Below are 26,085 nucleotides of genomic sequence, written 5' to 3' on the forward strand. Positions count from 1 at the left end.
CGGGGGCGGGGCCGGGCGGTCACGTCACCGCTGGAGTGCGGTGATGGCGGGGCCGGTGCCCGTCGCCACGGCGACACCGGTGTCGTTCGCGGGACCGGTGGAGTCGAGCACCCACATGGTGCCGGTGAAGGCGTGCAGGAACGCGACCGTCCAGCCGCCGCGGCTGTCGGCGGCGACGGAGGGACTGGAGCCGGGGAAGATGCCGGTGCCGTGGCCGCCCGAGGTGTTCTGCACCCACAGCTCGCCGCTGGAAGCGGCGAAGGCGATCTCGAAGTCACCGGTGGACAGCCACGTGATGGACGGGCTGGTGCCGGTGTTCATGGCCGACGGCGTCTTGTCCTTCTTGCCCGACGAGTCCACTGTCCACAGGCGACTTGTGTTGTCCTGTGCGGCGACCACCCAGCCACCTCGGGTGTTGGCGGTGATGGCCGGGCTCGTACCCGGCCAGAGGAACACCCCGGTGCCACCGCGGCTCGACCCTGACTGCAGCCACAGTTCGCCGTTGGAGGCGGCGAAGGCGATCTCGACGTTGCCGGTGGACAACCGGGCGATGGCCGGGCTGGTGCCCGGTTCCATGAACGACGCCGTCGAGAGCGGGAGGCCGCCTGCCGAGTTCAGCAACCACAGCCTTCCGTCGGTTCCCTGGACGGCCACGACCCAGTTGCCCGAGGCGTCCGTGGCGATCGAGGGGCTGGAGTTCGAGGCCACGAGGAATCCGGTGCCGTGGCCGCTGAAGGCGTCCTGCACCCACAGCTCGCCGTTGGACGCGACGAAGGCGATCTCGAAGTTGCCGTTGGGCATCCTGGCCACCGAGGGACTGGTCCCGGGAGCCATCGCCGAGGGCGTCTCGATCGGCCGTGAACCGGGGTTCACCACCCACAGCCGGGTCGAGGGTGCCTGGAAGACGACCTCGTACCCGGCGAAGACCGCCGCGTGCGCGGCCGGGGCCCCCGCCGCCGTGGTGAGGGCGGCCGCGGCGAGGACCACGGCGGCGAACTTCCTGGCGCGCCGCGGCCGGGTGGACGAGCCGGGGGCTGACCTGAGGATCGAGGTCGTGGCCCGAGCGGGCGTTCTCGCGGTTCTGGACACTTCTGTGCACCGTCCCTTCGCTGGCATGGCTTCGGCGGTCGTGGTGTTCACCGCCCGTTTCGTTGCAGGCCAGAGCGTGCGCCAGGGGTGCGGATGAAAATGTTGCGAAGATGTTGACGGTCTCCGGCGCCGCGAGTAAGCAGGCGTCCGGGGGTTGGAGATGTTGCGATTGCTGGGCCCTGTCGAGGTGGCGGGGGCGCCGAGCCCGGCGGGGGACTCACCACGGCAGCGGCTGTTGCTGGCGGCGCTGGCGACCGATGCCGACCGGCCGGTGCCGGTGGAGGTGCTGGTCGACCGGGTGTGGGGGACGAACCCGCCGCCGCGGGCACGCCGCACCCTGCACGCCTACATCGCCCGCGCCCGCCGGATGCTCGCGGACGCGGCCGGTGACGCCGAGCCGATGCGCATCGACGGTCGCAGCGGTACCTACCTGCTGCGGGTCGACCCGCAACGCGTGGATCTGCACCGGTTCCGCCTGCTGGTCGGGCAGGCACGCGACACCGGATGCCCGCCCCCGCGACGGGTCGTGCTGCTGCGCGAGGCGATGGGGCTCTGGCGCGGTCCGCCGCTGGCCGGGCTGTCGGGTGCGTGGCCCACGCGCATGCGCGAGTCGTGGCAGCACGAACGGGTGGACGCCACGGTCGCCTGGGCGCAGGCCGAACTCGTGGCGGGCGATCCCGCGGCCGCCGTCCACCCGGTCGCCGCTCTCGTCGGCGACCACCCGCTCGCCGAGTCGCTGACCGCCGCCCTGATCCGGCTGCTGGCACGGACGGGCAGGACGGCCGATGCCCTGCGGTGCTACGAGGACATCCGCCACCGGCTCGCCGAAGAGCTCGGCATGGACCCCGGGCAGGAACTGCGGCAGGCGCACCAGGCCGTGCTGCGCGGTGAGTCCACCGAACCGGAGGGCGCTCGACCCACCCGCACACCGTCCGCGAGGACCGTCGAACCAGTTCCCGCCCAGCTTCCGCTCAACCTCGCCGTGTTCACCGGCCGGCACCGCGAGCTCGCCGCCCTCGACGCGTTGCTGGCTCCGGCACCCGGACCGGGCACCACGGCGCTGGCGGTGCTTTCCGGCACCGCGGGGATCGGCAAGACCGCCCTCGCCGTGCACTGGGGGCACCGCGTCCGCGACCGGTTCCCCGACGGCCAGCTGTACGTGAACCTGCGCGGTTTCGACCCGAGCGGACCACCGGTGGACCCGGCCGCGGCGATCAGGGGGTTCCTCGACGCCTTCGCCGTTCCGGCCAGACAGGTACCGGTCGATCCGGACGCGCAGACCGCGTTGTACCGCAGTCTGCTGGCCGACAGACAGGTCCTCGTCGTGCTCGACAACGCACGCGACGCGCAGCACGTCCGTCCGCTGCTGCCGGCCGCACCCGGTTGCTTCGTCGTGGTGACCAGCCGCAACCACCTCGGCGGCCTGGTCGCCGCGGAAGGCGCTCGCCTGCTGGTCGTGGACCTGCTCACCGGCCAGGAGGCCGAGCACCTGCTGATCTCACGACTCGGCGCCGGCCGGGTGGAGGCCGAGCCGCGGGCGGTCGACGAGATCGTCGCCCTGTCCGGCCGGCTTCCCCTGGCGCTGGCCATCATCGCCGTCCGGGCCGCGGTCCACCCCGGTTCCCCTCTGACCCGGGTCACGGCCGAGCTGCGCCAACGCCACCGGCTGGACGCCCTGGACGCCGGCGACCCGGCCGTCGACCTCCGCGGTGTGTTCGCCTTGTCCTACGACGCCCTGACCCCCGGTGCGCGGCGGCTGTTCCGGCTCCTCGGGCTCCACCCCGGCCCGGACGTCACCTCTCCCGCGGCGGCGAGCCTCATCGCCCTGTCCCACCGCGACACCCACCGGCTGCTGCACGAACTGGCCCAGGCCAACCTCATCACGGAACCCGCGCCGGGCCGATACGCCTTCCACGACCTGCTGCGCGCCTACGCCGCTGATCTGACCCACCGGCTGGACGCCGACGACGACCGCACGGCGGCCACCCACCGGCTGCTCGACCACTACCTGCACACCGCCTACCACGCTGAGCGGTTGCTGCTGCCCGCCCGCGAGCAGATCACGCTGACAGCGCCCCGGCCCGGTGTGACCGTGACCGGGCTGACCAGCTTCGAGCAGGCGCTCACGTGGTTCACCGCCGAACACGCCGTGCTGCTCGCCGCGACCCACCACGCCGTCGCCCGCGAGTTCCACGCCCACGCCTGGCAGCTGTCCTGGACCCTGGCCAACTTCCTCGAGTCGAACGGGTTCCCGCACGACTTCGCCGCCGTCAGCCGCGTCGCGGTGGTCGCGACACACCGGCTGGACGACCCGTGGGCCGAGGTCCGCGCCTACCTCCTGCGCGGCCACTCCTGCACCCTGCTCGGCCGGTTCGACGACGCGCGAACCCACCTGCGCCACGCCATCGAGCTCTGCGGCCGGACAGGAGACCGCCTCGGTGAGGCGCACGCGCGGTGGGACATCGCCAAGCTGCTGGAGCGGCAGGGCCGCCACGGCGAGGCGCTCGACCACGTCCGGCAGGCCCATGAGCTCTACCGGTCCGCCGGGAACCGGCTCGGTCAGGCCACCACCCTCAACGGCATCGGCTGGCTGCACGCCCAGCTCGGCGACTACGAGTCCGCCCTGGCCGCCTGTGAACACGCTCTCCGCCTGCTGCAACAGGGCGATGACCGCAACCGGCAGGCCAGCACCTACGACAGTCTGGGCTACATCCACCACCAGCTCCACCACCACGCCACGGCCGTGACCTGCTATCAGCGCGCCCTCGACGGGTTCCGCGACACCGGCGCCCGCGAAGACGAAGCGATCACCCTCACCAGACTCGGTCACACCCACTACGCCGCGGGTGATCCCGGCGCCGCCCAGCACGTCTGGCAACGGGCCCTGCGCCTGCTCACCGACCTCGGACACCCCGACGCCGCGCACGTCCGCACCCGGCTCGCGTCGCTCACCGCCCCTCCGGACAGCCAGCGATCTCCTTGACCGCCACTCGGACCCGTGTGCGAATCGGCGGGCGGCTATGCCCGTGGCCCACGCGCGACATCCTGCCGCAGCAGGTGTTCGACGGCTGTGACGGCGGTCGCGAACCTGTCCTCGGTCACCTTGAGCCACGGCACACCGCGCTGGGCGAGCTCGCGTTCGAACAGGCCGGTCATCCACTCGCGCAGGTGCTCGCCGTCGCGCCAGCCGTCCTGTTCGAACGGGACGCCGGCGTGGTCGGTCAGCAGGTAGAGGTCCGGTTCGGTGCCCTGGAAGACCTCCGGGCGGAAACCGAGGTAGCGCTCTCCCCAGACGGTCGCGGCGAACGCGTCGTTGTCCGCGACCACGAGCGGTGCCGTCTCGGCGCGGATGCGGCGTTCCTGTTCGCGCGCAACGTCTTCGAAGTCGCCAAGCGTCCACACCAGACCGTCCACGGTGGCGTGCGGGTCGAACGCCCGTGCGGCGGCGAGCTTGTGCTCGGTGTGCTCGCGGCCGTACTCGGCGATCCAGGGCGCCTTGAAGTGCGCGGCGAGCTGCTGGGACAGCGTGGTGGTGCCGGTGCTCTCGGCGCCGACGACCACGACCTTCCAGCCCAGGCCGCGCCGGGTCGCGGGCGCGAGGTGGTGCCAGTTCCCGATCGGGTCGGTGCGCACCGCCGTGCCGGAGACCGGGTGGGTGAAGCGGTCGAGGTCGACGAGCACGTGCCGCGCGCCGATCCGTTGCGCCAGCTCGTCGCCGTACTTCTCGCTGGAGAACACGACGTCGACCGGTGCCTGCGACGGGTCGCCGTCCGCGATGGCGCGCCGGGCGAGGACGGCGCGGGCGACGTCGACGTGCAGGCCCCAGATCTCGTCGGAGTCGAAGTCCATCGGGTGGTCGTCGAGGTCGCCGATGATCCGCACGCCGGGGGTCGCCGCGTGCGTCTCGGTCAGCCAGCGCACGCGGTGGCCGAGCGGGATGGTCTCGGACGACGCGGCGAGGACCGTGACGGTCGTGCGAACGCTCCGGGCGGCCGCCGTCTCGATGAGGTGGTGGTGGCCGTTGTGCGGCGGGTAGAACTTGCCGAGCACCAGCGCGTGGGCGAACTCCTTCACGCGGGCACCTCGTCGGTCTTGAGGTCCTTCGTCCAGTTCCGCAGGCCGATCACGCACAGCACCATGAACCCCACGTACAACACCGCCGTCAGGTAGAGCTCCTTGTAGGCGTAGAGCGGCACGTAGATGACGTCGGCCGCGATCCACAGCCACCAGGACTCGACCTTCTTGCGCGTCTGCCCCCACGTGGCGAGCAGGGACAGCACCGTCGTGATCGCGTCCCAGAAGGGCACGTTCGACCCGGTGAGCGACACCAGTCCCCAGTGCAGCAGGCCGGTCGCGAGCACGCCGGCGACCGCGAGCCAGAGCCACTGCCGCCCGGTCGTGCGGCTGACGCGCAGCGTCGAGTGCTGCTCGCCGCCGCGCACCCACGCCCACCAGCCGTAGACCGCGAGTGCCATGTAGACGACCTGCAGGCCGGAGTCCGCGTACAGGCCGCTGGTCCAGAACAGCACCAGGAACGCGATGTTGTTGGCGATGCCGATGGGCCAGTTCCACGGGTTCTGGCGGGCGACGAGCCACACGCAGAGTGCGCCGGTGATGAACCCTGCTACCTCAATGGGTGACACGCGCTCTCCTTGACCGCCGTTCGAACATGTGTTCGAATCGATGTCGTGCGATGGGACGGGCAAAAACTCGAGGCAGAGCCGCAGCAGGCACTACCGGGGCTACCGGGACTGGTGCGCAGCGTACGAACTCCTGAGTTCGCGGACGTGGTGTTCCACGAGGTCCGCGCCAAATCCGTGCTCAACGGGGTACCGGGTTCGTCGCTGCCCTTCTCGTGGACGGTCAACCCGTATCGGGGCTGTTCACACGCCTGCACCTACTGTCTGGCCGGCGACACACCGGTCCTCATGGGCAACGGTCGCACGAAACCGTTGTCGCAGCTCCGGGAGGGCGATGAGATCTACGGCACCGAGCTCGTCGGCAACTACCGCCGCTACAAGCTCACCACCGTCCTGGCGCACTGGGAGACGCGCAAGGACGCCTACCGGCTGACGCTGGAGGACGGCACGTCCGTGGTGGCGTCCGGCGACCACCGCTTCCTGACCGACCGCGGCTGGAAGCACGTGACCGGCGAGACCGCGGGCATCGGCCGGCGTCCGCACCTGACGACCGGCAACAAGCTGATGGGCACGGGGGCTTTCGTCGAGCAGCCCGCCGTGACCGACGACTACCGCCGCGGCTACCTGCGCGGCATGGTCGACGACGAGCACGAGTTCCGGATCCCCCTGGCCGACATCGAGGCCATGGACCGCACACAGGAGTACCTCGACTACTTCGGTGTGCGAGAAGGGAGGGGATTTCTGCACCAGGTGCGCGAGCTCGCGCACTGGCAGATAGCCCCGAACCCGGACTGGCTCAAGGGTTTCCTGGCCGGCGCGTTCGACTACCTCGGGACCTGCTCGCGCAGCATCCTGCGGCTGTCGTCGCGCAACGCCACCGTCATCGAGGCGATCGTGCTGGCGCTCAAGCACTTCCACTTCGACTTCGCGATCGAGGAGCTGCGCCGCCGGCGTGGCGTGCGGGTCGTGCGGCTGCGCGGCGGGCTGCGGGAGAACCTGCGGTTCTTCCACACCGTCGACCCGGCGATCACCCGCAAGCGCGACATCGACGGCGTGGCGATCAAGTCGCAGCAGCCGCTGGGTGTCGTGTCCGTCGAACCGTTGGGGGAGCAGACGCTCTACGACATCACCACCGGCACGGGTGACTTCATCGCCAACGGCGTGGTGGCGCACAACTGCTTCGCCCGCAAGACGCACTCGTACCTCGACCTGGACACGGGGCACGACTTCGACACCCAGCTGATCGTCAAGGTCAACGCCGGTGAGGTGCTGTCGCGCCAGCTGCGGTCGTCGAAGTGGAAGCAGGAGCACGTCGCGCTGGGCACCAACACCGATCCGTACCAGCGGGCGGAGGGGCGGTACGCCTTGATGCCAGGGATCATCGAGGCGCTCACCGCCTCCCGCACGCCCTTCTCGATCCTGACGAAGGGCACGCTGCTGGCGCGCGACCTGCCGTTGCTGACGGCGGCGGCCGAGGTCGTGCCGGTCGGGATCGCGGTGTCGCTCGCGTTGATGGACCGGGACCTGCACAAGTCGCTGGAACCCGGCACGCCGACGCCCGCCGCGCGGCTGGAGCTCGTGCGCAAGGTGCGGGAGGCCGGGTTGCCGTGCGGGGTGTTCGTGGCGCCGGTGCTGCCGGAGCTGACGGACTCCGCGGAACAGCTGGACTTCCTGCTGGAGCAGATCGCGGCGGCGGGTGCCACGGGCGTGACGGTGCTGCCGTTGCACCTGCGTCCCGGTGCCAAGGAGTGGTTCGCCGCGTGGCTGCGGCGCGAGCACCCCGACCTGGTCGAGACCTACCGGTACCTCTACGGCGCCGGGTCCTATGTGGACAAGCGGTACCGCGCTCGCCTCGCCGCGCGGGTGGTCCCGCTGATCGAGAAGCACGGCCTGGCGCCGCGGGGGCGGTCCACCGACGCCGTCACCGGTGTGCCCGGTGACGACGACGGCGTGTGGCCCGACGGCAGCCTGCCGGTGGGTGTGCCGGCTCCGCGCGTCGACCAGGAACAGCTCACCCTGCTCTAGTTCGCTTCAGGAGACGCCCTCTTCCCCGGGGCGCTCTTCGCTCAGGCCCATCCTCCTTGGGCCATCGTCTGGAACTTCCACTCGCCGCCGACCCGCGTGAGCAGGTCGCCGTAGCGGACCGTGATCCCGTTGATCGTCCCGTCCGTGATCACGAAGACCAGGTTGTCGTTCAGGAAGTGCGGCGTCCTGGTGGACTCCATCTTCACGTCACCGCCGAGCTGCGCGCCCATCTCGCGGAGGAACGTCTCGCGGTCCCACGACGTCGCCGAGCCGTCGGTGACCGCGTTGACCGGGAACAGCGCCATGTCGGCCATCGCCTCGACGTCCCCCGCCACCGCGAGCGCGTCCCACTTCTCGAACCACTGCATGATCTCGTCGTACGACATACCGTACATCGTACGGAAGTCAGGCGCGCCCGACCACCGCGGTGGTGTCGTCGCTGGTCACGAGCTTGGCGTCGAGGCCGGCGGCGGTGAAGGCGGCCAGTGCGGCGGGGGCCTGGCGCTCACTGGTCTCGCTCAGCAGGTGGCCGCCGGGGCGCAGCCAGTGCTTCGCCTGGGCCGCCACGCGGCGCAGCACCTCCAGGCCGTCCGCGCCGCCGTCGAGGGCCACGCGGGCCTCGTGGTCGCGGGCTTCGACGGGCATGAACGGGATGTCGTCGGTCGGCACGTACGGGACGTTGGCGACGACGACGTCGATGGTGCCCTTGAGGTGTGCGGGGAGTGCGTCGAACAGGTCGCCCTCGAAGACGTCGGCCAGGTTCTGCCGGGCGCACTCGACGGCTGCCGGGTCGATGTCGGCGGCGTAGACCGCGGCGTCCGGCAGCCGGTGGTGCAGGACGGCTCCCACCGCGCCGGAGCCGCAGCACAGGTCGACCACCACCGCGGGCTTCAGGTCGGTGGCCAGGTCGGCCAGCAGCTCGGTGCGGTGGCGGGGCACGAAGACGCCCTTCGTGACGACGATCCTGCGGTCGCAGAACATGGCCCAGCCCACGACGTGCTCCAGCGGCAGGCCGTCGATCCGTTGGCGGACCAGCTCTTCGAGGTGGTCGTCGTCGGTGGCGGCGTCCGTCAGCAGGGCGGCCTCGTCCTCGGCGAACACGCAGCCGGCGGCCCTCAGTCTCTCCACGATGCTCATCACGGCGGACGGTACTGGCACATTTACAAGCAGGCTTGACTGTTTGTTTGTTCGGCGGAACACTCGGCGGCGTGGAGACGAGGCAGCGCCAGGCCGACCGCACCCGCGAGACCAAGCGGAAGCTCATGGAGGCGACGGTCGAGTGCCTGGTGGAACGCGGCTGGTCGGGCACCACGACGACCGAGGTGGCCGAGCGCGCCGGGGTGTCGCGGGGCGCGCAGCTGCACCACTTCCGGACGCGCGGCGAGCTGGTCGCGGCGGCCGTGGAGCACGTGGGCGCGGAGAGCGTCGAGGTGCTGAAGCGGCGCGCGGAGCACGCCGAGAAGAGCACGCACGCCGTGGTGGAGCTGATCGCGGACTTCCACGCCAGCGACCTGTTCACCGCCGCGCTGGAGCTGTGGGTGGCCGCGCGGACCGATCCCGAGCTGCGCGAGCAGGTGCTGGAGCTGCAGGCCCGGCTGGGTCGTGAGGTGTACGGGCTCGCGTTGGAGCTGCTGGACGTCGACGACACCGAGCCGGGTGTGAAGGACGCCGTGCAGGCAACCCTTGATCTTGTGCGCGGGCTGGCGCTCGCCAACCAGCTCGCCGATGACGCCAAGCGCCGGGCGCACGTCGTGCGCTACTGGGCGCGGATGCTGGAGGAACAGCTGTGATCACGGAACTGCTGGCCGACCTCGACGCCGAGTCGCGCGAGCTGGACGACCTGGTGGCCGGAGCCGACTGGTCGTTGCCGACGCCCGCGGAGGGCTGGACGATCGGGCACCAGATCGGCCATCTCATGTGGACGGACAAGGCTGCCGTCGTCGCCATCACCGATCCCGAGGCGTTCCAGGCCCAGCCGCTCGCCGGGGACATCGTGGACCGCACGGCGGCCGAGGCCGCGGCGCTGCCGGACCTGCTGGAGCAGTGGCGTGCGGGGCGGGCGTCGTTGCAGGAGCACCTCGCGGCGGCGTCCGGGAAGATCGTGTGGTTCGGGCCGCCGATGAGCCCGGCGTCGATGGCGACCGCGCGGATCATGGAGACCTGGGCGCACGGGCAGGACGTCGCGGACGCGCTGGGCGTCGAGCGGACGCCGACCGCGCGGCTCAAGCACGTGTGCCACATCGGGGTGCGGACGATCGGGTTCGCGTTCCTGCTGAACGGGCTGGCGGTGCCCGAGGTCCCGGTGCGGGTCGAGCTGACCGGGCCGGGTGGCGCGCTGTGGACGTGGGGGCCGGAGGATGCGGAGAACCGGGTGTCCGGGCCAGCGCTGGACTTCGCGTGGCTGGTGACGCAGCGGCGCAACCGCAAGGAGCTGGCGATCGAGGCCGTCGGGCCGGTGGCGGAGGAATGGGTGCCGATCGCGCAGGCGTTCGCGGGTCCGCCCGGAGGTGGCCGGTGATCCGGATCGGCAACGCGTCCGGGTTCTACGGCGACCGGTTGTCCGCGATGCGCGAGCAGCTCGAAGGCGGGGAACTGGACGTCCTCACCGGCGACTACCTCGCCGAGCTGACGATGCTGATCCTCGGTCGTGACCGGATGAAGGACTCGTCGCTCGGGTACGCCAAGACGTTCCTGCGGCAGATGGAGGACTGCCTCGCGCTGGCGCTCGACCGGGGCGTCAAGATCGTGGTCAACGCGGGCGGGCTCAACCCCGAGGGGCTGGCGCGCAAGCTCGGCGAGATCTCGGGGGCCAAGGTCGGGTACGTCACCGGTGACGACCTCAAGGAGCGGTTCCCGGAGGCGTTGACGGCCAACGCCTACCTGGGTGCGTGGGAGATCGCGGAGTGCCTGGAGCAGGGCGCGCAGGTCGTGGTCACCGGGCGGGTCACCGACGCGAGCCTGGTGGTGGGGCCGGCGGCGGCGTACTTCGGGTGGGCGCGCGAGGACTGGGACCGGCTGGCCGGTGCCACGGTCGCGGGGCACGTGCTGGAGTGCGGGACGCAGGCCACCGGCGGGAACTACTCGTTCTTCACCGAGGTCGACGTGACGCGTCCCGGGTTTCCGATCGCGGAGATCGACGAGGACGGGGCGTGCCTGATCACGAAGCACGACGGGACGGGTGGCGCGGTCACCGTCGACACCGTGACAGCACAGCTGTTGTACGAGATCGGCGCGCCCGAGTACCCGGGGCCGGACGTCACGACGCACTTCGACACGATCCGGCTGGCATCGGACGCCCGAGGTGTCCGGATCAGCGGCGTGCAAGGCAGTCCGCCGCCCGAGACGCTCAAGGTGTGCCTGAACACGTTGGGCGGGTTCAGGAACTCCACGACGTTCGTCCTCACCGGACTGGACGTGGAGGAGAAGGCGGGGTTGGTGCGGCGGCAGTTGAACGACGCCATCGGGGAGGACGGGCTGACGTGGACGTTGGCGCGCACCGACCAGGCTGACGCGGCGACCGAGGAACAGGCCAGCGCGCTGCTGCACGTGACCATCAAGACGACGGACCCCAAGCGGGCCAAGGGGTTCAGCAGGGCCGCGATCGAGCTGGCGCTGGCCAGCTATCCGGGGTTCCACGTCACGGCGCCGCCGAGCGACGGGACGCCGTTCGGGGTGTACCGGGCCGCGTACGTGTCGCGCGACGAGGTCAGCGCGAAGGCGGTGGTGCTGTGAAGCGGCCGTTGGGGACGATCGCCGGTGCGCGCAGCGGCGACAAGGGCGGGGACGCGAACCTCGGTGTGTGGGTGCGGTCCGACGCGGCTTTCGAGTGGCTGACCGGGTTCCTGACGGTCGAGAAGCTCCGGGAGCTGCTGCCGGAAGCCGTCGAGGTGAGCCGGTACGAGCTGCCGAACCTGCGGGCGCTCAACTTCGTGCTGCACGGGCTGCTGGGTGACGGCGTGGCGAGCAGCACGCGGTTCGACCCGCAGGCGAAGGCGCTGGGCGAGTGGCTGCGCGCGAGGGTTGTCGAGATCCCGGAGGACCTGCTGTGATCACCAGGGACCTGTTCGAGGAGCGGAAGGAGCTGCGGGCACTCGTCCGCGACTTCACGACGAAGGAGATCGTGCCGCACCTCGCCCAGTGGGAGCGGGACGGCGAGATCCCGCGTGAGCTGCACAAGAAGGCCGCGGCGATCGGGTTGCTCGCGATCGGGTTCTCCGACGGTGACCTGCTCGACTCCGTGGTGCTGACCGAGGAGGTCATCCAGGCCGGCGGGTCGAGCGGGGTGATCGCCGCGCTGTTCACGCACGGCATCGCGATCCCGCACATCTGGCAGTCCGGGAACGAGGACCTGATCGAGCGGTTCGCGAAGCCCGCGATCCGCGGCGAGAAGATCGGCAGCCTGGCGGTCACCGAACCGGGTGCCGGCTCGGACGTCGCGAACATCGGGACCAGGGCCGTGCGGGACGGCGACCACTACGTCGTGAACGGCTCGAAGACGTTCATCACCTCCGGGTGCCGCGCGGACTTCGTCACGACGGCGGTGCGGACCGGGGAGCCCGGCTACCAGGGCATCTCGCTGCTGGTGGTCGAGGACGGGTTCACCCGCCGCAAGCTCGACAAGATGGGCTGGCACTGCAGCGACACCGCGGAGCTGCACTTCGACGACGTGCGGGTGCCCGTGCGCAACCTCGTCGGCGAGGAGAACGCGGGGTTCGTGCAGATCATGCGCCAGTTCCAGGTCGAGCGGGTCACGATGGCGGTGGAGGCGTACGCGACGGCGCAGCGGGCACTGGACCTGACCGTCGAGTGGGTGCGCAACCGCGAGACGTTCGGCAAGCCGCTGGTGAAGCGGCAGGTGGTCTCGCACAAGCTCGCCGAGATGGCGCAGCGGATCGACCTCGCGCGGACCTACACGCGGGAGGTCGCGGCGCGCGTGCACCGGGGCGAGGACGTGATCACCGAGGTGTGCTTCGCCAAGAACGCCGCTGTGGACGCGTGTTCGTTCGTGGTCGACGCGGCGGTGCAGCTGCACGGCGGCATGGGGTACATGCGGGAGTCCGAAGTGGAGCGTCATTACCGGGACGCCCGCATCCTCGGCATCGGGGGCGGGGCGAGTGAAGTGATGACCGAGCTCGCGGCACGACGATTGGGGTTCGCCTGATGGGCAACAGGGAGGCGCTGCTCGCGAAGATCGCGCAGCTGGACGCCGAACACGCGAAGGCGCTCGCGGGAGGGGGACCGAAGTACGTCGAGCGGCACCACCAGCGCGGCAAGCTGCTGGCCCGCGAACGGGTCGAGCTGCTCATCGACGAGGACAGCCCGTTCCTCGAGCTGTCGCCGCTCGCCGCATGGGGTACGGACTTCCCGGTCGGGGCGTCCGTCGTCACGGGCATCGGGCGGGTCGAGGGCGTCGAGTGCGTGATCGTGGCGAACGACCCGACCGTGCGCGGCGGGTCGTCGAACCCGTACACGCTGCGGAAGTCGTTGCGGGCCAACGACATCGCGTTGCAGAACCGGCTGCCGGTGGTCAGCCTGGTCGAGTCGGGCGGGGCGGACCTGCCGACGCAGAGCGAGATCTTCATCCCCGGCGGGCGGGCGTTCCGCGACCTGACCCGGCTCAGCGCCGCGGGCATCCCCACGGTCACGGCGGTGTTCGGCAACGCGACGGCCGGCGGTGCGTACGTGCCGGGCATGTCCGACTACGTGATCATGGTCAAGGACCGGTCGAAGGTGTTCCTCGGCGGTCCGCCGCTGGTCAAGATGGCGACCGGGGAGGACGCGGACGACGAGTCGCTCGGTGGCGCGGTGATGCACGGCGCCACGTCCGGGCTGGCGGACTTCGTCGCGGAGGACGAGGTCGACGCGATCCGGCTGGCGCGCCGGGTGGTCGCGCGGCTGAACTGGCGCAAGCAGGGGCCGGAACCGGCACCGGTCGAGGAGCCGTTGTTCGACGCCGACAGCATCCTGGACCTCGTGTCCGAGGACCAGCGGGTGCCGTTCGACCCGCGGGACGTGATCGCGCGGCTGGTCGACGCTTCGGTGTTCGACGAGTTCAAACCGTTGTACGGCACCAGCCTCGTCACCGGGTGGGCGCGGATCCACGGCTACCCGGTCGGCATCCTCGCCAACGCGCGCGGCGTGCTGTTCAGCGAGGAGTCGCAGAAGGCCACGCAGTTCATCCAGCTGGCGAACCAGAGCGACACGCCGCTGGTCTTCCTGCAGAACACCACGGGCTACATGGTCGGCGCCCAGTACGAGCAGGGCGGCATCGTCAAGCACGGCTCGATGATGATCAACGCCGTGTCGAACAGCCGGGTGCCGCACCTGACGATCACGATGGGCGCGTCGTACGGCGCGGGCAACTACGGCATGTGCGGCCGTGCCTACGACCCCCGGTTCCTGTTCACCTGGCCCAACGCCAAGTCGGCCGTGATGGGGCCCGCGCAGCTCGCGGGCGTGCTGTCGATCGTCGGGCGGCAGGCCGCCGCGGCGAAGGGGCAGGAGTACAACGAGGAGCACGACGCCGCCATGCGCACGATGGTCGAGGCGCAGATCGAGGAGCAGTCGCTGGCGCCGTTCCTGTCCGGGAAGCTCTACGACGACGGCGTGATCGACCCGCGCGACACCAGGACCGTGCTCGCCCTCTGCCTCTCCGCTGTCCACAGCGGACCGATCAAGGGCGCCGACGGCTTCGGCGTCTTCCGGATGTGATGACCCAGTGATCAAGTCACTTCTGATCGCCAACCGCGGGGAGATCGCCCGCCGGATCATCCGCACCTGCCGGGACAACGGGATCCGCGCGGTGGCGGTGTTCTCCGACCCCGACGCGGACGCGCCGCACGTCCGGGAGGCCGACTTCGCGGTCCGGCTGCCCGGCGCGTCGCCCGCCGAGACCTACCTGCGCGCCGACCTGCTGGTGGACGCGGCGGTGCGGGCCGGGGCGGATGCCGTGCACCCCGGGTACGGGTTCCTGAGCGAGAACGCGGGCTTCGCACGGGCGGTGGAGGCGGCCGGGCTCACGTGGGTCGGGCCGACCCCGGACGCCATCGAGGCGATGGGGTCCAAGGTCGCCGCGAAGAAGCGGATGGCGGCGGCGGGCGTGCCCACGTTGCCGGAGCTGGACCCGGAGACCGTCACCGACTTCCCGGTGCTGGTCAAGGCGTCGGCCGGTGGCGGCGGGCGCGGTATGCGGATCGTGCGGGAGCGCTCGGAGTTCGAGCGGGAGCTGGAGAGCGCGCGGCGCGAGGCCGAGTCGGCGTTCGGCGACCCGACGGTGTTCTGCGAGCCGTTGCTGGAGCAGGCGCGGCACGTCGAGGTGCAGGTCCTCGCCGACACGCACGGCACGGTCTGGGCGCTGGGTGAACGCGAGTGCTCGATCCAGCGGCGGCACCAGAAGATCGTCGAGGAGTCGCCCAGCCCGGCGGTGGACGACGGGATCCGCAAGCGTTTGTACGCCGCCGCCGTGGCCGCCGCGGAGTCGATCGGGTACGTCGGCGCCGGCACCGTCGAGTTCATGCTGAAGGGCGACGACTTCCACTTCCTGGAGGTCAACACCCGGCTGCAGGTCGAGCACCCGGTCACCGAGCTGGTGTACGGCGTGGACCTGGTGGAGTGGCAGCTGCGGATCGCGGAGGGGGCGGAGCTTCCTGTCGATCCGCCTGAACCGCGGGGCCATGCGATCGAGGTGCGGCTGTACGCGGAGGACCCGGCGAACGACTGGCGGCCCGCGAGCGGGGTGCTGCACCGGTTCCACGTGCCCGGTGACGTCCGGGTGGACAGCGGGGTCGAGGACGGGTCGGTCGTCTCCGTGCACTACGACCCCATGCTGGCCAAGGTGATCGCGTACGCGCCGACCCGGCGGGCCGCCGCGCGCAAGCTCGCGACGGCGCTGGAGAGCGCGCGGATCCACGGGCTGGTCACGAACCGCCAGCTGCTCGTGGACGTGCTGCGCCACGACGCGTTCCTCGACGGGGACACCCACACCGGGTTCCTGGCCGAGCACGACCTCACCAGGACCGTTGACCCGCAACCGTTTGCGCTCGCGGCCGCGCTGGCGTCGGCCGCCACGCGCAGGATCGGGACGCTGCCGCTGGGGTGGCGCAACGTGCGGTCGCAGCAGCCGAAGGCGCGGTTCCTGGTCGGCGAGGAGCAGGTCGAGGTCGAGTACGACCCGGCGCTCGCCACGCCCGGTGCGGTCGTGCTGGAGCTGGACGGCGTGCGCGTGCCGTTCCACGTCGCCAGGTACGGGGACGTGGTCGAGGTCGACTCACCGCGCGGGTCGATGGCGCTGACGGTCGTGCCGCGGTTCCCCGAGCCGGAGACCAAGCTGGCGCCGGGGGCGACCGTGGCACCGATGCCGGGCACGGTCGTGCGGGTCGGCGTGCAGCAGGGCGACGTGGTCGAGGCCGGTGCCGAGCTGCTGGTGCTGGAGGCCATGAAGATGGAACACCGCGTGCTCGCGACCGGCGCGGGCACCGTCACCGAGCTCCTCGTCGAGCAGGGCCGGCAGGTCGACGCCGGCGACGTCCTGGCCGTGGTGGCCGTTGTGGAGGAATCATGAGCTTCGTCGAGTCGGACGAGCGGGTCGCGCTGCGCAAGGCCGTGGCGGAGTTCGGCGCCAAGTACGGCAGCGAGTACTTCACCGCCAAGGCGCGGGCGGGGGAGAAGACCACCGAGCTGTGGGAGGAGGCAGGCAAGCTCGGCTACCTCGGCGTCGCGGTGCCCGAGGAGTACGGCGGCGGAGGCGGTGGCATCGGTGACCTCGCGGCGGTGTGCGAGGAGCTGGCGGCGGCGGGATGCCCGTTGCTGCTCATGGTGGTCTCGCCGGCGATCTGCGCGACGGTGATCGCGCGGTTCGGCACGGACGAGCAGAAGTCGAAGTGGCTACCCGGTTTCGCGGACGGCACGCTGAAGATGGCGTTCGCGATCACCGAGCCGGACGCGGGGTCCAACGCGCACAAGCTCAAGACGACCGTCCGCCGCGACGGCGACGACTGGGTCCTCAAGGGCGGCAAGACCTACATCTCCGGCATCGACGAGGTCGACGCCGTGTTGGTGGTCGCGATCCAGAAGACCGGGCCCGTGCTCGTGGTCGTGCCGACCGGTGCCGAGGGCTTCACCTGGCACGAGATCGACATGGACCTGGTCATGCCGGAGAAGCAGTTCACGCTGTTCTTCGACGACGTGCGGCTGCCCTCGGACGCCGTCGTCGGCTCGCCGGACCAGGGGTTGCAGCAGGTCTTCGCCGGGCTCAACCCCGAACGGATCATGGGCGCGAGCATGGGCACCGGGTCGGCGCGGCTCGCGATCGCCAAGGCCGTCGCCTACGCGCGGCAGCGCACCGTCTGGGACACGCCGATCGGCGCGCACCAGGGGCTCGCGCACCCGCTGGCGAAGATCCACGTCGAGGTCGAGCTCGCGCGGCTGATGACGCAGAAGGCCGCCGCCCTCTACGACTCCGGGCGCGACCGGGAGGCGGGTGAGGCCGCGAACATGGCCAAGTACGCGGCGGGCGAGGCCATCGCGGCGGCGGTCGACCAGGCGATCCAGATCCACGGCGGCAACGGCCTGTCGCGCGAGTTCGGTCTCGCGTCGATGCTCGCGTCGTCCCGGCTGTCCCGCATCGCGCCGGTGTCGCGGGAGATGGTGCTGAACTTCGTCGCGCAAAACTCGCTGAAGCTGCCCAGGTCCTACTGACACACTGCGGGGCATGGGGACTTTCACTTCAGACGGCGTCGGCCTCACCTACCACGGCGAGGCCGGCGACCCGGTCGTCTGCCTGCCGGGCGGGCCGATGCAGGCGTCGTCCTACCTGGGCGGACTGCCGATCGAGAACACGGTCAGGCTGGACCTGCGCGGCACCGGCGAGTCGGAGAAGGCCGACGACTACCGCGTCGACGCGCAGGTCGGCGACGTGGAGGCGTTGCGGCGGCACCTCGGGCTGGACAGGATGCGGCTGCTCGGGCACTCGGCGGGCGGCACGCTCGCGGTCCTGTACGCGACCCGCTACCCGCAGCACGTCGAGGAGCTGCTGCTGGTGACGCCGAGCCCGCGCGTGGTCGGCATCGACGTGACCGACGCGGACCGCAGGGAGATCGCCGAGACGCGGCACGCCGAACCGTGGTACGAGCAGGCCTACGCGGCCTTCCAGCAGATCTGGGCCGGCAACTTCAGCGCGGAGGCGTTCCAGGGCATCACACCGTTCCTGCACGGCCGGTGGGACGCCCAAGCTCGTGCGCTCGACGAGCACCCGCGCAACGACGACGCGGCCAAGCAGTACTACGCGGAAGGTGCGTTCGACCCGGCGCAGGTGCGCGCGGAGCTCCAGAAGCTCGACGTGCCAACGCTTCTGCTCGCCGGTGAGCTGGACGTGTCACTGCCGCCGCGACGCGCGCAGGAGTACGCGGACCTGTTCCCGCGCGCGCGACTGGTCGTGCAGAGCGGCGCCGGGCACTACCCGTGGCTCGACGACCCGGAGGCGTTCTCGGCCGCGGTCCAGCGCATGCCGTAGAGGCCGGGACCGAAGTCGGTCGCGGCGGCGTGTGCCCTGCCCCTGTCGTCCACGGCGGCCGGGCGCACGCCGCCGAGCAGTTCCGCCCCCGCCGGGCCCGACGCGAACTGCTCGCAGGAAGCGGGCTCGGCGGTGAAATCGATCTCCAGCACGTAGTCGTGCACGGGTTCGGAGAATCGCCGGAAATGCGCGTGCTCGACCGTCGGGTGTGGATAGATCAATTCGTACTCGATCGCGATCGACTCGCCGGCGGAGATCGGTTCGTCGAACACGAGCTCCGCGACGAGAACGCCACCGGTGCGTTCCCGGGCGACGCGGCCGACCCGGCAGGAGCGCACGGCGGCGAGCGCCGGCTGTGGCGTGCCCTGCGCCGAACCCGTCTCGTGGCAGAGGATCCAGCGGTCCACCGCACCGGCCCGCGCCCGCATGACCTGCCGCGACCGGATGCCCCTCACCCCGCCGCAGGGCGCGACGTCCACGCGGTCGTGCTGGGCGGTCAGCTCGAGCCCGGAACCGTCCCAGGACGCCCGTGCCGGATCCTCCCGCCTGCGGGAACGGCCGCGCGGCCGCGGTGGGCCGAGCAGCCGGGACAGGGCCGCCTCCGGCAGTCCGAGCACGTCCTCGAGGTGGGCGAGGGCCATCATCGACTCCGGCCGCTCGGGTCTGCGCCGGCCCGACTGCCAGTAGCTCAGGGCCGTGACGCTGATCGGCGCGCCCCGGACCTTCAACCGGTGCTGCAGCCGTTCGAGGCTCAGGCCCCGCACCTGGATCGCGACCCGCAACGCGTCCGCGAACGGACCCGTCACCAACAGGTCGGCGAGCTCCTCGCGCGGTGGGTAAATCGTGAGCATCAGTCCTCCGTTTCCCGGAGTCAAGATCGGAAGGTTATCGGCAGCAAAGGGACCGCGGTACAGCCGATCGGCGGTTTTGCCCTCATCGGGAACCCGGAAAGTTCAGATCTCGGGACTATTACGCCGTCCTGTCCTGCATCCGGCTGACCCCCTCCTGACGTGCGGCCCCGGCTCTCCCGGCGAGCCGGGGCCGTCGTTCCCTGCGATCGACACGAGAGGAAGTCCTGCCCGTGAGAGCCCTGCTGGCAGTCGCCGCCCTGGGCGCGGCCGTCGTGGTCGCCCCGGCGTCCGCGGCCACGTCGTCGTACATCGTCGTGCTGAAGGACGACGGCGCCCGAGGAAATGCCCGAGAAAGCGTCCTGGAAAGTCTCACGGCGTCGTTCAGCGGTGCCGTCGAGCACCGCTACACCCACGCCCTCAACGGTTTCAGCGCCCGGCTGACCTCGCGGCAGGTGCGCGCGCTGAAAGCGGACCCGGCCGTGTCCCACGTGGAACGGGACGGGGTCGTGCACGCCAACGGCGTCCAGGTCGACCCGCCCTGGGGCCTCGACCGCATCGACCAGCGGGCGTTGCCGCTGGACCGGACCTACGCCTACAAGTCCACCGGCCGCGGCGTGAACGTCTACGTGATCGACACCGGTCTTCGCGTGACGCACCAGGACTTCGGCGGCCGAGCCCGCGACGGGTGGGACTTCGTCGACAACGACCCCGTGGCGCAGGACGACAACGGGCACGGCACGCACGTCGCCGGCATCGCGGCGGGCACGAAGTTCGGGGTGGCCAAGGACGTCACCGTGTGGGGCGTGCGGGTGCTCAACGGCTCCGGCAGCGGCACCATCTCCGGCGTGATCGCGGGCATCGACTGGGTGACGGTCAACGCGGTCAAGCCCGCCGTCGCGAACATGTCGTTGGGAGGCGGTGCTTCCGCGGCACTGGACGCCGCGGTGCGGAAGTCGATCGACTCGGGCGTCTCGTACACGCTCGCGGCCGGCGGCAGCAACACCGATCCGGGGAACTCGTCGCCGCAACGGGTTTCGCAGGCGATCTGCGTGGGTGCGTTGACGCAGAACGACACCAAGGCGTCGTCGTCCAACTACGGGCCCCTGGTGGACATCTGGGCGGCGGGTGTGAACATCCCGTCCGCGTGGAACACCAGCGACACGGCGACGGCGACGTTGAGCGGGTCGTCGATGGCCGCACCGCACGCGGCCGGTGTGGCGGCGCGGTTCCTGGAGGTCAACCCCACCGCTACGCCCGCCCAGGTGGAAAACGCCCTGGTTACCACGGGCACTCCGGGCACGCCACCCGTCACTCGTATCCTCTACTGGCCACCATCTCTGTGAAGCGTGAAATGTCCGGCAACACAAGGGCGTCTTAATCCGTAGGACACCCTTGGCAGGAACCGGATCCGTCCATAGCGTCGAAAGCGCATCGTTCCCCTGCAAAGAACGGAATGCGAATCATGACGCGAAAGATCCGGTTCCTCGCCGGCGCCGGCGTGGCGAGCCTCGCGCTGTCGGTTCTGATGGTTCCCAACGCTTCCGCCGCCGAGGGCGAGGTCCTCTCCCTCGGCGCGCCCGAGAAGATCGCCGGCAGCTTCATCGTGAAGCTGAAGGAGGGCAAGGGAAACTCGCACTCCCTCGCCTCGCGGTTCGGCGCGAAGGTGGAGCGCGACTACACCAGCTTCGGCGGCTTCAACGTGAAGCTGACGGAGAAGCAGGCCAAGCGACTCGCCGCGGACCCGTCCGTCGAGTTCGTCGAGGCCGACCAGGTCGTGCACGCGCAGACGACGCAGACGAACCCGCCGTCGTGGGGGCTCGACCGCATCGACCAGCGCAACCTGCCGCTGGACAGCTCCTACAGCTACACCTCCACCGGCTCGGGCGTGACTGCGTACGTCATCGACACGGGTGTGCGCATCAGCCACTCCACGTTCGGTGGCCGCGCGTCGAACGGACGTGACTTCGTCGACAACGACAACGTCGCGCAGGACGGCAACGGTCACGGCACGCACGTCGCCGGCACCATCGCGGGCTCGCAGTACGGCGTCGCGAAGGCCGCGAAGATCGTCGCCGTCCGCGTGCTCGACAACAACGGCTCCGGCACCCTCGCCGGTGTCGCCGCGGGCATCGACTGGGTCGGCAACAACGCCGTCAAGCCGGCTGTCGCGAACCTGTCGCTCGGCGGCAGCGCCAACTCCACGCTCGACACCGCCGTGCGCAACGCCATCGCCAAGGGCGTGACCTTCGCGGTCGCGGCCGGCAACTCGAACGCCAACGCGTCCGGCTTCTCGCCGGCCCGCGTGTCCGAGGCGATCACCGTGGGCGCCACCGAGCGCACCGACGCCCGCGCGTCCTACTCGAACTACGGCTCGCTGCTCGACATCTTCGCGCCGGGATCGTCCATCACCTCGTCGTGGAACACGTCCGACTCGGCCACCAACACCATCTCCGGTACGTCGATGGCCACCCCGCACGTCGCGGGCGCCGCGGCGCGCTACCTCTCCACCAACCCCTCGGCGACGCCGGCCCAGGTCTCGTCCTACCTGGTCGCGCAGTCGACGCCGTCGAAGGTGACGAGCCCGGGCTCGGGTTCGCCGAACCGCCTGCTGTACCTCGCGCCGTCCGCGTGAGCTGAGCCGGTGTGAAAGGGGCCGCGACCTGCGTCGCGGCCCCTTTTCTATGCTCGGGTCCGTGGTGGACGGTTTGAAGGGCATCGACTGGTACCGGTTGCGCGGTCATGACGGGTACGGCGACGACCTCCCCCGGCTGCTGCGGCAGGCCAGGACCTCCGTCGAGCCGCACGAGGAGCTGGTGCGCCAGCTGATCGGCGGCGAGTCCGAGGTCAGCGAGGCGACCGCGGCGGCGTGGCCGTTCCTGCTGGAGCTGGTCGCCCACGACCACACCCCCAGCCGGGAATGGCTCCTCGAGAACCTGTGCGGCGCGATCGCGGTCGCCGGGGGCAGCGGGTCCGCCGACGTGCACCCGAGCTGGCCGGCCGCCTGGGAGGCCTCGAAGCCGGCGTTGATCGCGCTGCTGGGCCACGGGTCGGCGGCGGTGCGGCGGGGTGTGCTGTTCCTGCTGGGCAAGGGGCTCGGCGACAGCGCGCCCGTGCTGCCCGCCCTGTCCGCGCGGTGGGAGGAGGAGACCGACCCGGCCACGCGGTTGTGCCTGGTGCTCGTCGCGACGGAGTTCGCCGGGCGGGGCGACGAGGCCGCGACCGGGTGGCTGCGGGAGCTGGAGGTCGCGGACGGCGAGCCGCAGGCGCGGCTGCTCGTGTCCGCGGCGACGCGGCCGGACGCCGGCGTGATCCTGCGCGGGCTGACCGGGGACCTGGAGCTGTTCCTCGCCACCGGGTCGTACGAGATGGGCTACGACGAGGTGCTGGAGCACGTGCTCTGGCTGGTGGGACCGAAGGACTTCGAGGGGATCGACCTCGTGCTGGCACTGGTGGACGTGCTGCCGTGGCGCACGGAGGCGCTCGACTACCTGCGCAGGCTGTTCGAACGCGACACGACGGACGTGGGTCTGGTCGTGCCGTACGTGCCGGTGTGGGTGGCCGACCCGGACGTGCGGCTGCGGGCCTTCGCGGTGTGGCTGGTCGGCGTCGCACGGGCCCGCGAGCACCGGGACCTCGTCGCCGAGAGGGTGCACGACCACGCCGTGACGTCGTTGGGGCAGAAGGTCTCGACGCTGGCCACGTCGGTGCTGGAGGACCTGGGATGAGCTTGGAGGGCCTGGACGACGTCGCGTGGCACTCGGTCGACCACGCCTACGGGCCCGCGCTCGACACGCCCGGTCACGTGCGGGCGCTGCTGTCGGACGATCCCGAGGTGGTCGCGCGGGCGGTCACCGACCTCGACCGGACCCTCCACGAGGAGGGCGGGTTCGTGTGCGGTGCCGCCACCGCGGCGCTGCCGTTCCTGGCCGAGGTGCTGCCGTCACTCGCGCCGCGCCCGCGGCAGCGGCTGCTGGAGCTGCTCCACCGCATCGCGCGGTGGGGGGACGCCGAGCAGGTCGACCCCGGCTGGCACGCGGCGTGGGCGAAGGCGGAACCGGTGCTGGAGGCGCTCGGGAAAAGCCCTGCGTGAAAAACTGTCGGTGGCTCCGGCTAGCCTTGACGGCAAAGCTGACTTCGTCTACAAGGAGCCACCACCGTGTTGCGCACGCACGAGGCCGGGTCACTCCGGGCCGAGCACGCCGGGCAGTCCGTCACCCTCACCGGGTGGGTCGCCCGCCGGCGGGATCACGGCGGTGTCATCTTCATCGACCTGCGCGACGCGTCCGGCGTGGCCCAGGTCGTGTTCCGCGAGGGCGAGATGGCCGAGCGCGCGCACCGGCTGCGCAGCGAGTACGTCATCAAGGTCACCGGCGACGTCAGCAAGCGCCCGGAGGGCAGCGAGAACCCCGACCTCGCCACCGGCGCCATCGAGGTCTACGTGTCCGACCTCGAGGTGCTGAACGAGGCGGCGCCGCTGCCGTTCCAGGTCGAGGCCGAGGGCGAGATCGGCGAGGAGGCGCGGCTCAAGCACCGCTACCTCGACCTGCGCCGCTCGGGCCCGGCCAAGGCCATCCGGCTGCGCAGCGAGGTCAGCCGCATCGCCCGCGACGTGCTGCACGGCGAGAAGTTCGTCGAGGTCGAGACGCCGACCCTGACCCGCTCCACCCCCGAGGGCGCGCGCGACTTCCTGGTGCCGGCCCGCCTGCGCCCCGGTTCCTGGTACGCGCTGCCGCAGTCGCCGCAGCTGTTCAAGCAGCTGCTCATGGTCGGTGGCCTGGAGCGCTACTACCAGATCGCGCGCTGCTACCGCGACGAGGACTTCCGCGCCGACCGCCAGCCGGAGTTCACCCAGCTCGACATCGAGATGAGCTTCGTCGAGCAGGACGATGTCATCGCGCTCACCGAGAAGCTGCTCGCCGCCATCTGGAAGGAGCTCAAGGACGTCGAGCTCCCGCAGCCGTTCCGCCGCATCTCCTACGCGGAGGCCATGGCGAAGTACGGCTCGGACAAGCCGGACCTGCGCTTCGACGTCGAGCTCACCGAGCTGACCGAGTACTTCAAGGACACGACGTTCCGCGTGTTCCAGGCGCCGTACGTCGGTGCCGTCGTCATGCCCGGCGGCGCGTCGCAGCCCCGCCGCACGCTCGACGGGTGGCAGGAGTTCGCCAAGCAGCGCGGCCACAAGGGCCTCGCGTACGTGCTGGTCCAGGAAGACGGCACGCTGGGCGGCCCGGTCGCGAAGAACCTCACCGACGCCGAGCGCGACGGTCTCGCGAAGGCCGTCGGCGCCAACGCGGGCGACTGCATCTTCTTCGCGGCGGGCGACCCGCGCGACGCGCGTGCCCTGCTGGGCGCGGCCCGTGTCGAGATCGCGCACCGCGTCGGCCTGATCGACGAGAACGCGTGGGCGTTCGCGTGGGTCGTCGACTTCCCGATGTTCGAGTCGGTCGACAAGCTCGACTCCGGTGACGTCGCGGTCGGCGGCGGCAAGTGGACGGCGCTGCACCACGCGTTCACCTCGCCCACCCCGGACTGGATCGACAACTTCGAGTCCGACCCGGGCAACGCGCTGGCCTACGCCTACGACGTGATCCTCAACGGCAACGAGCTCGGCGGTGGCTCGATTCGTATCCACCGCGCCGACGTGCAGCAGCGCGCGTTCAACGTCATGGGCATCGGCGCGGAGGAGGCGCAGGAGAAGTTCGGCTTCCTGCTCGACGCGTTCAAGTTCGGCGCCCCGCCCCACGGCGGCATCGCGCTGGGCTGGGACCGCCTCTGCATGCTGCTCGCGGGTGCCGACTCGATCCGCGAGGTCATCGCGTTCCCGAAGTCCGGCGGCGGCTACGACCCGCTGACCGCGGCCCCGGCGCCGATCACCGCCCAGCAGCGCAAGGAAGCCGGCGTCGACGCCAAGCCCGACCAGAAGAACTAGTGCTCAGGCTGCGGGTGGTCTGCCCGGCGGACCAGACCGAAGCCGCGCTGGAGATCCTCCGCGACCACGCGGGAGCCACCCACCTGGTGCTCCTGCGTGGCGCGGCGATCGCCCCCGAGGGCGACCTGATCACCGCGGACGTGGCGCGCGAGGCCGTCGACGAGATCGTCACCGCGTTGTGCGAGCTGCACGTCGACCACACCGGTGGCGTCACGATCGAGACGATCGACACCTCGCTGTCCGACTCCGCGGACCGCGCGGAGGCGGACGCGCCGGGCGAGGGCTCGGACGTGATCGTCTGGGAGGAGCTGATCGCGAAGTCGGGCGAGGAGTCCCGGCCGAGCGTCACGTTCCAGGCGTTCCTCACCATCGCGTGCCTGCTGGCGGCGGTGGGCGTGGCGACCAACTCGCCGGTGACGATCGTCGGCGCCATGGTCGTCGGGCCGGAGTTCGGACCGCTCGCCGCCATCGCGGTCGGTCTCGTCGCGAAGCGCTGGGACCTGGTGAGGCGGGCGTCGGTCGCGCTCGGGATCGGGTTCCCGCTGGCCATGGTGGTCACGTCGCTGCTGACGTGGGTCGGGCAGCTCGGCGGGCTGTTCGACAAGGACGCGCTGATCAACGGGCACGAGGTCGACTTCGTCTACCAGTTCGGGCCGTTCTCGCTGATCGTGGCGCTGCTCGCGGGAGCGGCGGGCATGCTCTCGATGACGTCGGCCAAGTCGGCGGCGCTCGTCGGGGTGTTCATCTCGGTCACCACCGTGCCCGCCGCCGGGTACGCCGCGCTCGCCGCGGTTCTCGGAGTGTGGGACAGAGTCGGGCCGGCGGTGGCCCAGCTGGGCATCAACTTGATCGGTATTGTCGCGGCGGCCGCGTTCGTCCTGGTGATCCGCCGCCGCAAGGCAACGGACGGTGTTTCCACACGTCCACTGTCCAGGGGATGATCACCGCGCACCCGTTTGCGGCGTGAGCCGTTATCAACGAGTGGTGGTGGTCGCAGCCGGGCCGGATTAGCGTCGGTCCGACTCGCAGACTTCGGGG

Annotated in this window: 21 protein-coding genes and 1 pseudogene; 16 read left to right on the forward strand and 6 right to left on the reverse strand. The window is 71.0% G+C overall.

Going from position 1 to position 26,085, the window contains the following annotated elements; genetic code table 11:
• Nucleotides 1-24: 24 nt before the first annotated feature.
• The gene (locus ACFWV3_RS23160; protein WP_382413579.1) at nt 25-1,089 is read right to left on the reverse strand and encodes a hypothetical protein; all 1,065 of its coding nucleotides are present in this window, start codon (nt 1,087-1,089) and stop codon (nt 25-27) included.
• Between the two features lie 160 nt (nt 1,090-1,249).
• On the opposite strand from ACFWV3_RS23160, the gene ACFWV3_RS23165 reads away from it, so the two are divergent.
• Nucleotides 1,250-4,072 carry a tetratricopeptide repeat protein gene (locus ACFWV3_RS23165; RefSeq protein ID WP_382413581.1) on the forward strand — a complete coding sequence of 941 codons (2,823 nt, stop codon included), beginning with the start codon at nt 1,250-1,252 and terminating at the stop codon, nt 4,070-4,072.
• 35 nt (nt 4,073-4,107) lie between these two features.
• Here the strand turns inward: ACFWV3_RS23165 and ACFWV3_RS23170 are convergent, their stop codons facing one another.
• Nucleotides 4,108-5,163, reverse strand: coding sequence for an AAA family ATPase (locus tag ACFWV3_RS23170; protein ID WP_382413583.1), 1,056 nt, complete (start codon nt 5,161-5,163; stop codon nt 4,108-4,110).
• Nucleotides 5,160-5,732: a nicotinamide riboside transporter PnuC gene (gene pnuC / locus ACFWV3_RS23175; RefSeq protein WP_382413585.1), complete on the reverse strand. Its 573-nt coding sequence runs from the start codon at nt 5,730-5,732 to the stop codon at nt 5,160-5,162. The genes ACFWV3_RS23170 and pnuC overlap by 4 nt, the downstream gene beginning before the upstream one ends.
• A gap of 45 nt (nt 5,733-5,777) precedes the next feature.
• Between pnuC and ACFWV3_RS23180 the strand changes: the two genes are divergently transcribed.
• Nucleotides 5,778-7,754 (forward strand): intein-containing Rv2578c family radical SAM protein, encoded by a 1,977-nt coding sequence (locus tag ACFWV3_RS23180; RefSeq protein WP_382413587.1) that lies wholly within the window; start codon nt 5,778-5,780, stop codon nt 7,752-7,754.
• Between the two features lie 41 nt (nt 7,755-7,795).
• On the opposite strand, the gene ACFWV3_RS23185 is transcribed toward ACFWV3_RS23180, so the two are convergent.
• Both ACFWV3_RS23185 and ACFWV3_RS23190 read right to left on the reverse strand, forming a co-directional pair.
• On the reverse strand, nt 7,796-8,140 hold the full coding sequence (locus ACFWV3_RS23185; protein WP_382413589.1) for a nuclear transport factor 2 family protein: 345 nt from the start codon (nt 8,138-8,140) through the stop codon (nt 7,796-7,798).
• Between the two features lie 19 nt (nt 8,141-8,159).
• Entirely contained in the window at nt 8,160-8,891 is a 732-nt protein-coding gene (locus tag ACFWV3_RS23190) for a putative protein N(5)-glutamine methyltransferase (RefSeq protein WP_382413591.1), read from the reverse strand.
• A gap of 125 nt (nt 8,892-9,016) precedes the next feature.
• On the opposite strand from ACFWV3_RS23190, the gene ACFWV3_RS23195 reads away from it, so the two are divergent.
• From ACFWV3_RS23195 to ACFWV3_RS23230, 8 genes and pseudogenes are all read left to right on the forward strand, one after another.
• Nucleotides 9,017-9,544 carry a TetR/AcrR family transcriptional regulator gene (locus tag ACFWV3_RS23195; RefSeq protein WP_382413789.1) on the forward strand — a complete coding sequence of 176 codons (528 nt, stop codon included), beginning with the start codon at nt 9,017-9,019 and terminating at the stop codon, nt 9,542-9,544.
• Entirely contained in the window at nt 9,541-10,272 is a 732-nt protein-coding gene (locus ACFWV3_RS23200; RefSeq protein ID WP_382413593.1) for a TIGR03084 family metal-binding protein, read from the forward strand. The genes ACFWV3_RS23195 and ACFWV3_RS23200 overlap by 4 nt, the downstream gene beginning before the upstream one ends.
• Nucleotides 10,221-11,803: pseudogene (locus ACFWV3_RS23205) on the forward strand (acyclic terpene utilization AtuA family protein). Before ACFWV3_RS23200 ends, ACFWV3_RS23205 begins: the two are co-directional and overlap by 52 nt.
• The gene (locus ACFWV3_RS23210) at nt 11,800-12,915 is read left to right on the forward strand and encodes an acyl-CoA dehydrogenase family protein (RefSeq protein WP_382413595.1); all 1,116 of its coding nucleotides are present in this window, start codon (nt 11,800-11,802) and stop codon (nt 12,913-12,915) included. Before ACFWV3_RS23205 ends, ACFWV3_RS23210 begins: the two are co-directional and overlap by 4 nt.
• Entirely contained in the window at nt 12,915-14,465 is a 1,551-nt protein-coding gene (locus tag ACFWV3_RS23215; RefSeq protein WP_382413597.1) for an acyl-CoA carboxylase subunit beta, read from the forward strand. Before ACFWV3_RS23210 ends, ACFWV3_RS23215 begins: the two co-directional genes overlap by 1 nt.
• A gap of 7 nt (nt 14,466-14,472) precedes the next feature.
• Nucleotides 14,473-16,314 carry a biotin carboxylase N-terminal domain-containing protein gene (locus tag ACFWV3_RS23220; protein ID WP_382413599.1) on the forward strand — a complete coding sequence of 614 codons (1,842 nt, stop codon included), beginning with the start codon at nt 14,473-14,475 and terminating at the stop codon, nt 16,312-16,314.
• On the forward strand, nt 16,311-17,450 hold the full coding sequence (locus ACFWV3_RS23225; protein ID WP_382413601.1) for an acyl-CoA dehydrogenase family protein: 1,140 nt from the start codon (nt 16,311-16,313) through the stop codon (nt 17,448-17,450). Before ACFWV3_RS23220 ends, ACFWV3_RS23225 begins: the two co-directional genes overlap by 4 nt.
• Nucleotides 17,451-17,463: 13 nt before the next feature.
• Nucleotides 17,464-18,264, forward strand: coding sequence for an alpha/beta fold hydrolase (locus ACFWV3_RS23230; protein ID WP_382413603.1), 801 nt, complete (start codon nt 17,464-17,466; stop codon nt 18,262-18,264).
• Here ACFWV3_RS23230 and ACFWV3_RS23235 read toward each other — a convergent pair.
• Nucleotides 18,207-19,115: a hypothetical protein gene (locus ACFWV3_RS23235; RefSeq protein WP_382413605.1), complete on the reverse strand. Its 909-nt coding sequence runs from the start codon at nt 19,113-19,115 to the stop codon at nt 18,207-18,209. The genes ACFWV3_RS23230 and ACFWV3_RS23235 overlap by 58 nt on opposite strands.
• 230 nt (nt 19,116-19,345) lie before the next feature.
• On the opposite strand from ACFWV3_RS23235, the gene ACFWV3_RS23240 reads away from it, so the two are divergent.
• The 6 genes from ACFWV3_RS23240 to ACFWV3_RS23265 all read left to right on the forward strand — a co-directional run bounded on the left by ACFWV3_RS23240 (nt 19,346) and on the right by ACFWV3_RS23265 (nt 25,988).
• Entirely contained in the window at nt 19,346-20,458 is a 1,113-nt protein-coding gene (locus ACFWV3_RS23240) for a S8 family peptidase (protein WP_382413607.1), read from the forward strand.
• Between the two features lie 119 nt (nt 20,459-20,577).
• Entirely contained in the window at nt 20,578-21,747 is a 1,170-nt protein-coding gene (locus ACFWV3_RS23245; RefSeq protein WP_382413609.1) for a S8 family peptidase, read from the forward strand.
• Nucleotides 21,748-21,808: 61 nt separating this feature from the next.
• Nucleotides 21,809-22,840: a hypothetical protein gene (locus tag ACFWV3_RS23250; protein WP_382413611.1), complete on the forward strand. Its 1,032-nt coding sequence runs from the start codon at nt 21,809-21,811 to the stop codon at nt 22,838-22,840.
• The gene (locus ACFWV3_RS23255; protein WP_382413612.1) at nt 22,837-23,205 is read left to right on the forward strand and encodes a hypothetical protein; all 369 of its coding nucleotides are present in this window, start codon (nt 22,837-22,839) and stop codon (nt 23,203-23,205) included. The genes ACFWV3_RS23250 and ACFWV3_RS23255 overlap by 4 nt, the downstream gene beginning before the upstream one ends.
• Nucleotides 23,206-23,271: 66 nt before the next feature.
• Nucleotides 23,272-25,047, forward strand: coding sequence for an aspartate--tRNA ligase (aspS, locus tag ACFWV3_RS23260; RefSeq protein ID WP_382413614.1), 1,776 nt, complete (start codon nt 23,272-23,274; stop codon nt 25,045-25,047).
• Nucleotides 25,047-25,988: a DUF389 domain-containing protein gene (locus tag ACFWV3_RS23265; RefSeq protein ID WP_382413616.1), complete on the forward strand. Its 942-nt coding sequence runs from the start codon at nt 25,047-25,049 to the stop codon at nt 25,986-25,988. Before aspS ends, ACFWV3_RS23265 begins: the two co-directional genes overlap by 1 nt.
• Nucleotides 25,989-26,085 lie beyond the last annotated feature (97 nt).

It is taken from the genome of Lentzea sp. NPDC059081, from assembly GCF_042738015.1.
Lineage (GTDB): Bacteria > Actinomycetota > Actinomycetes > Mycobacteriales > Pseudonocardiaceae > Lentzea.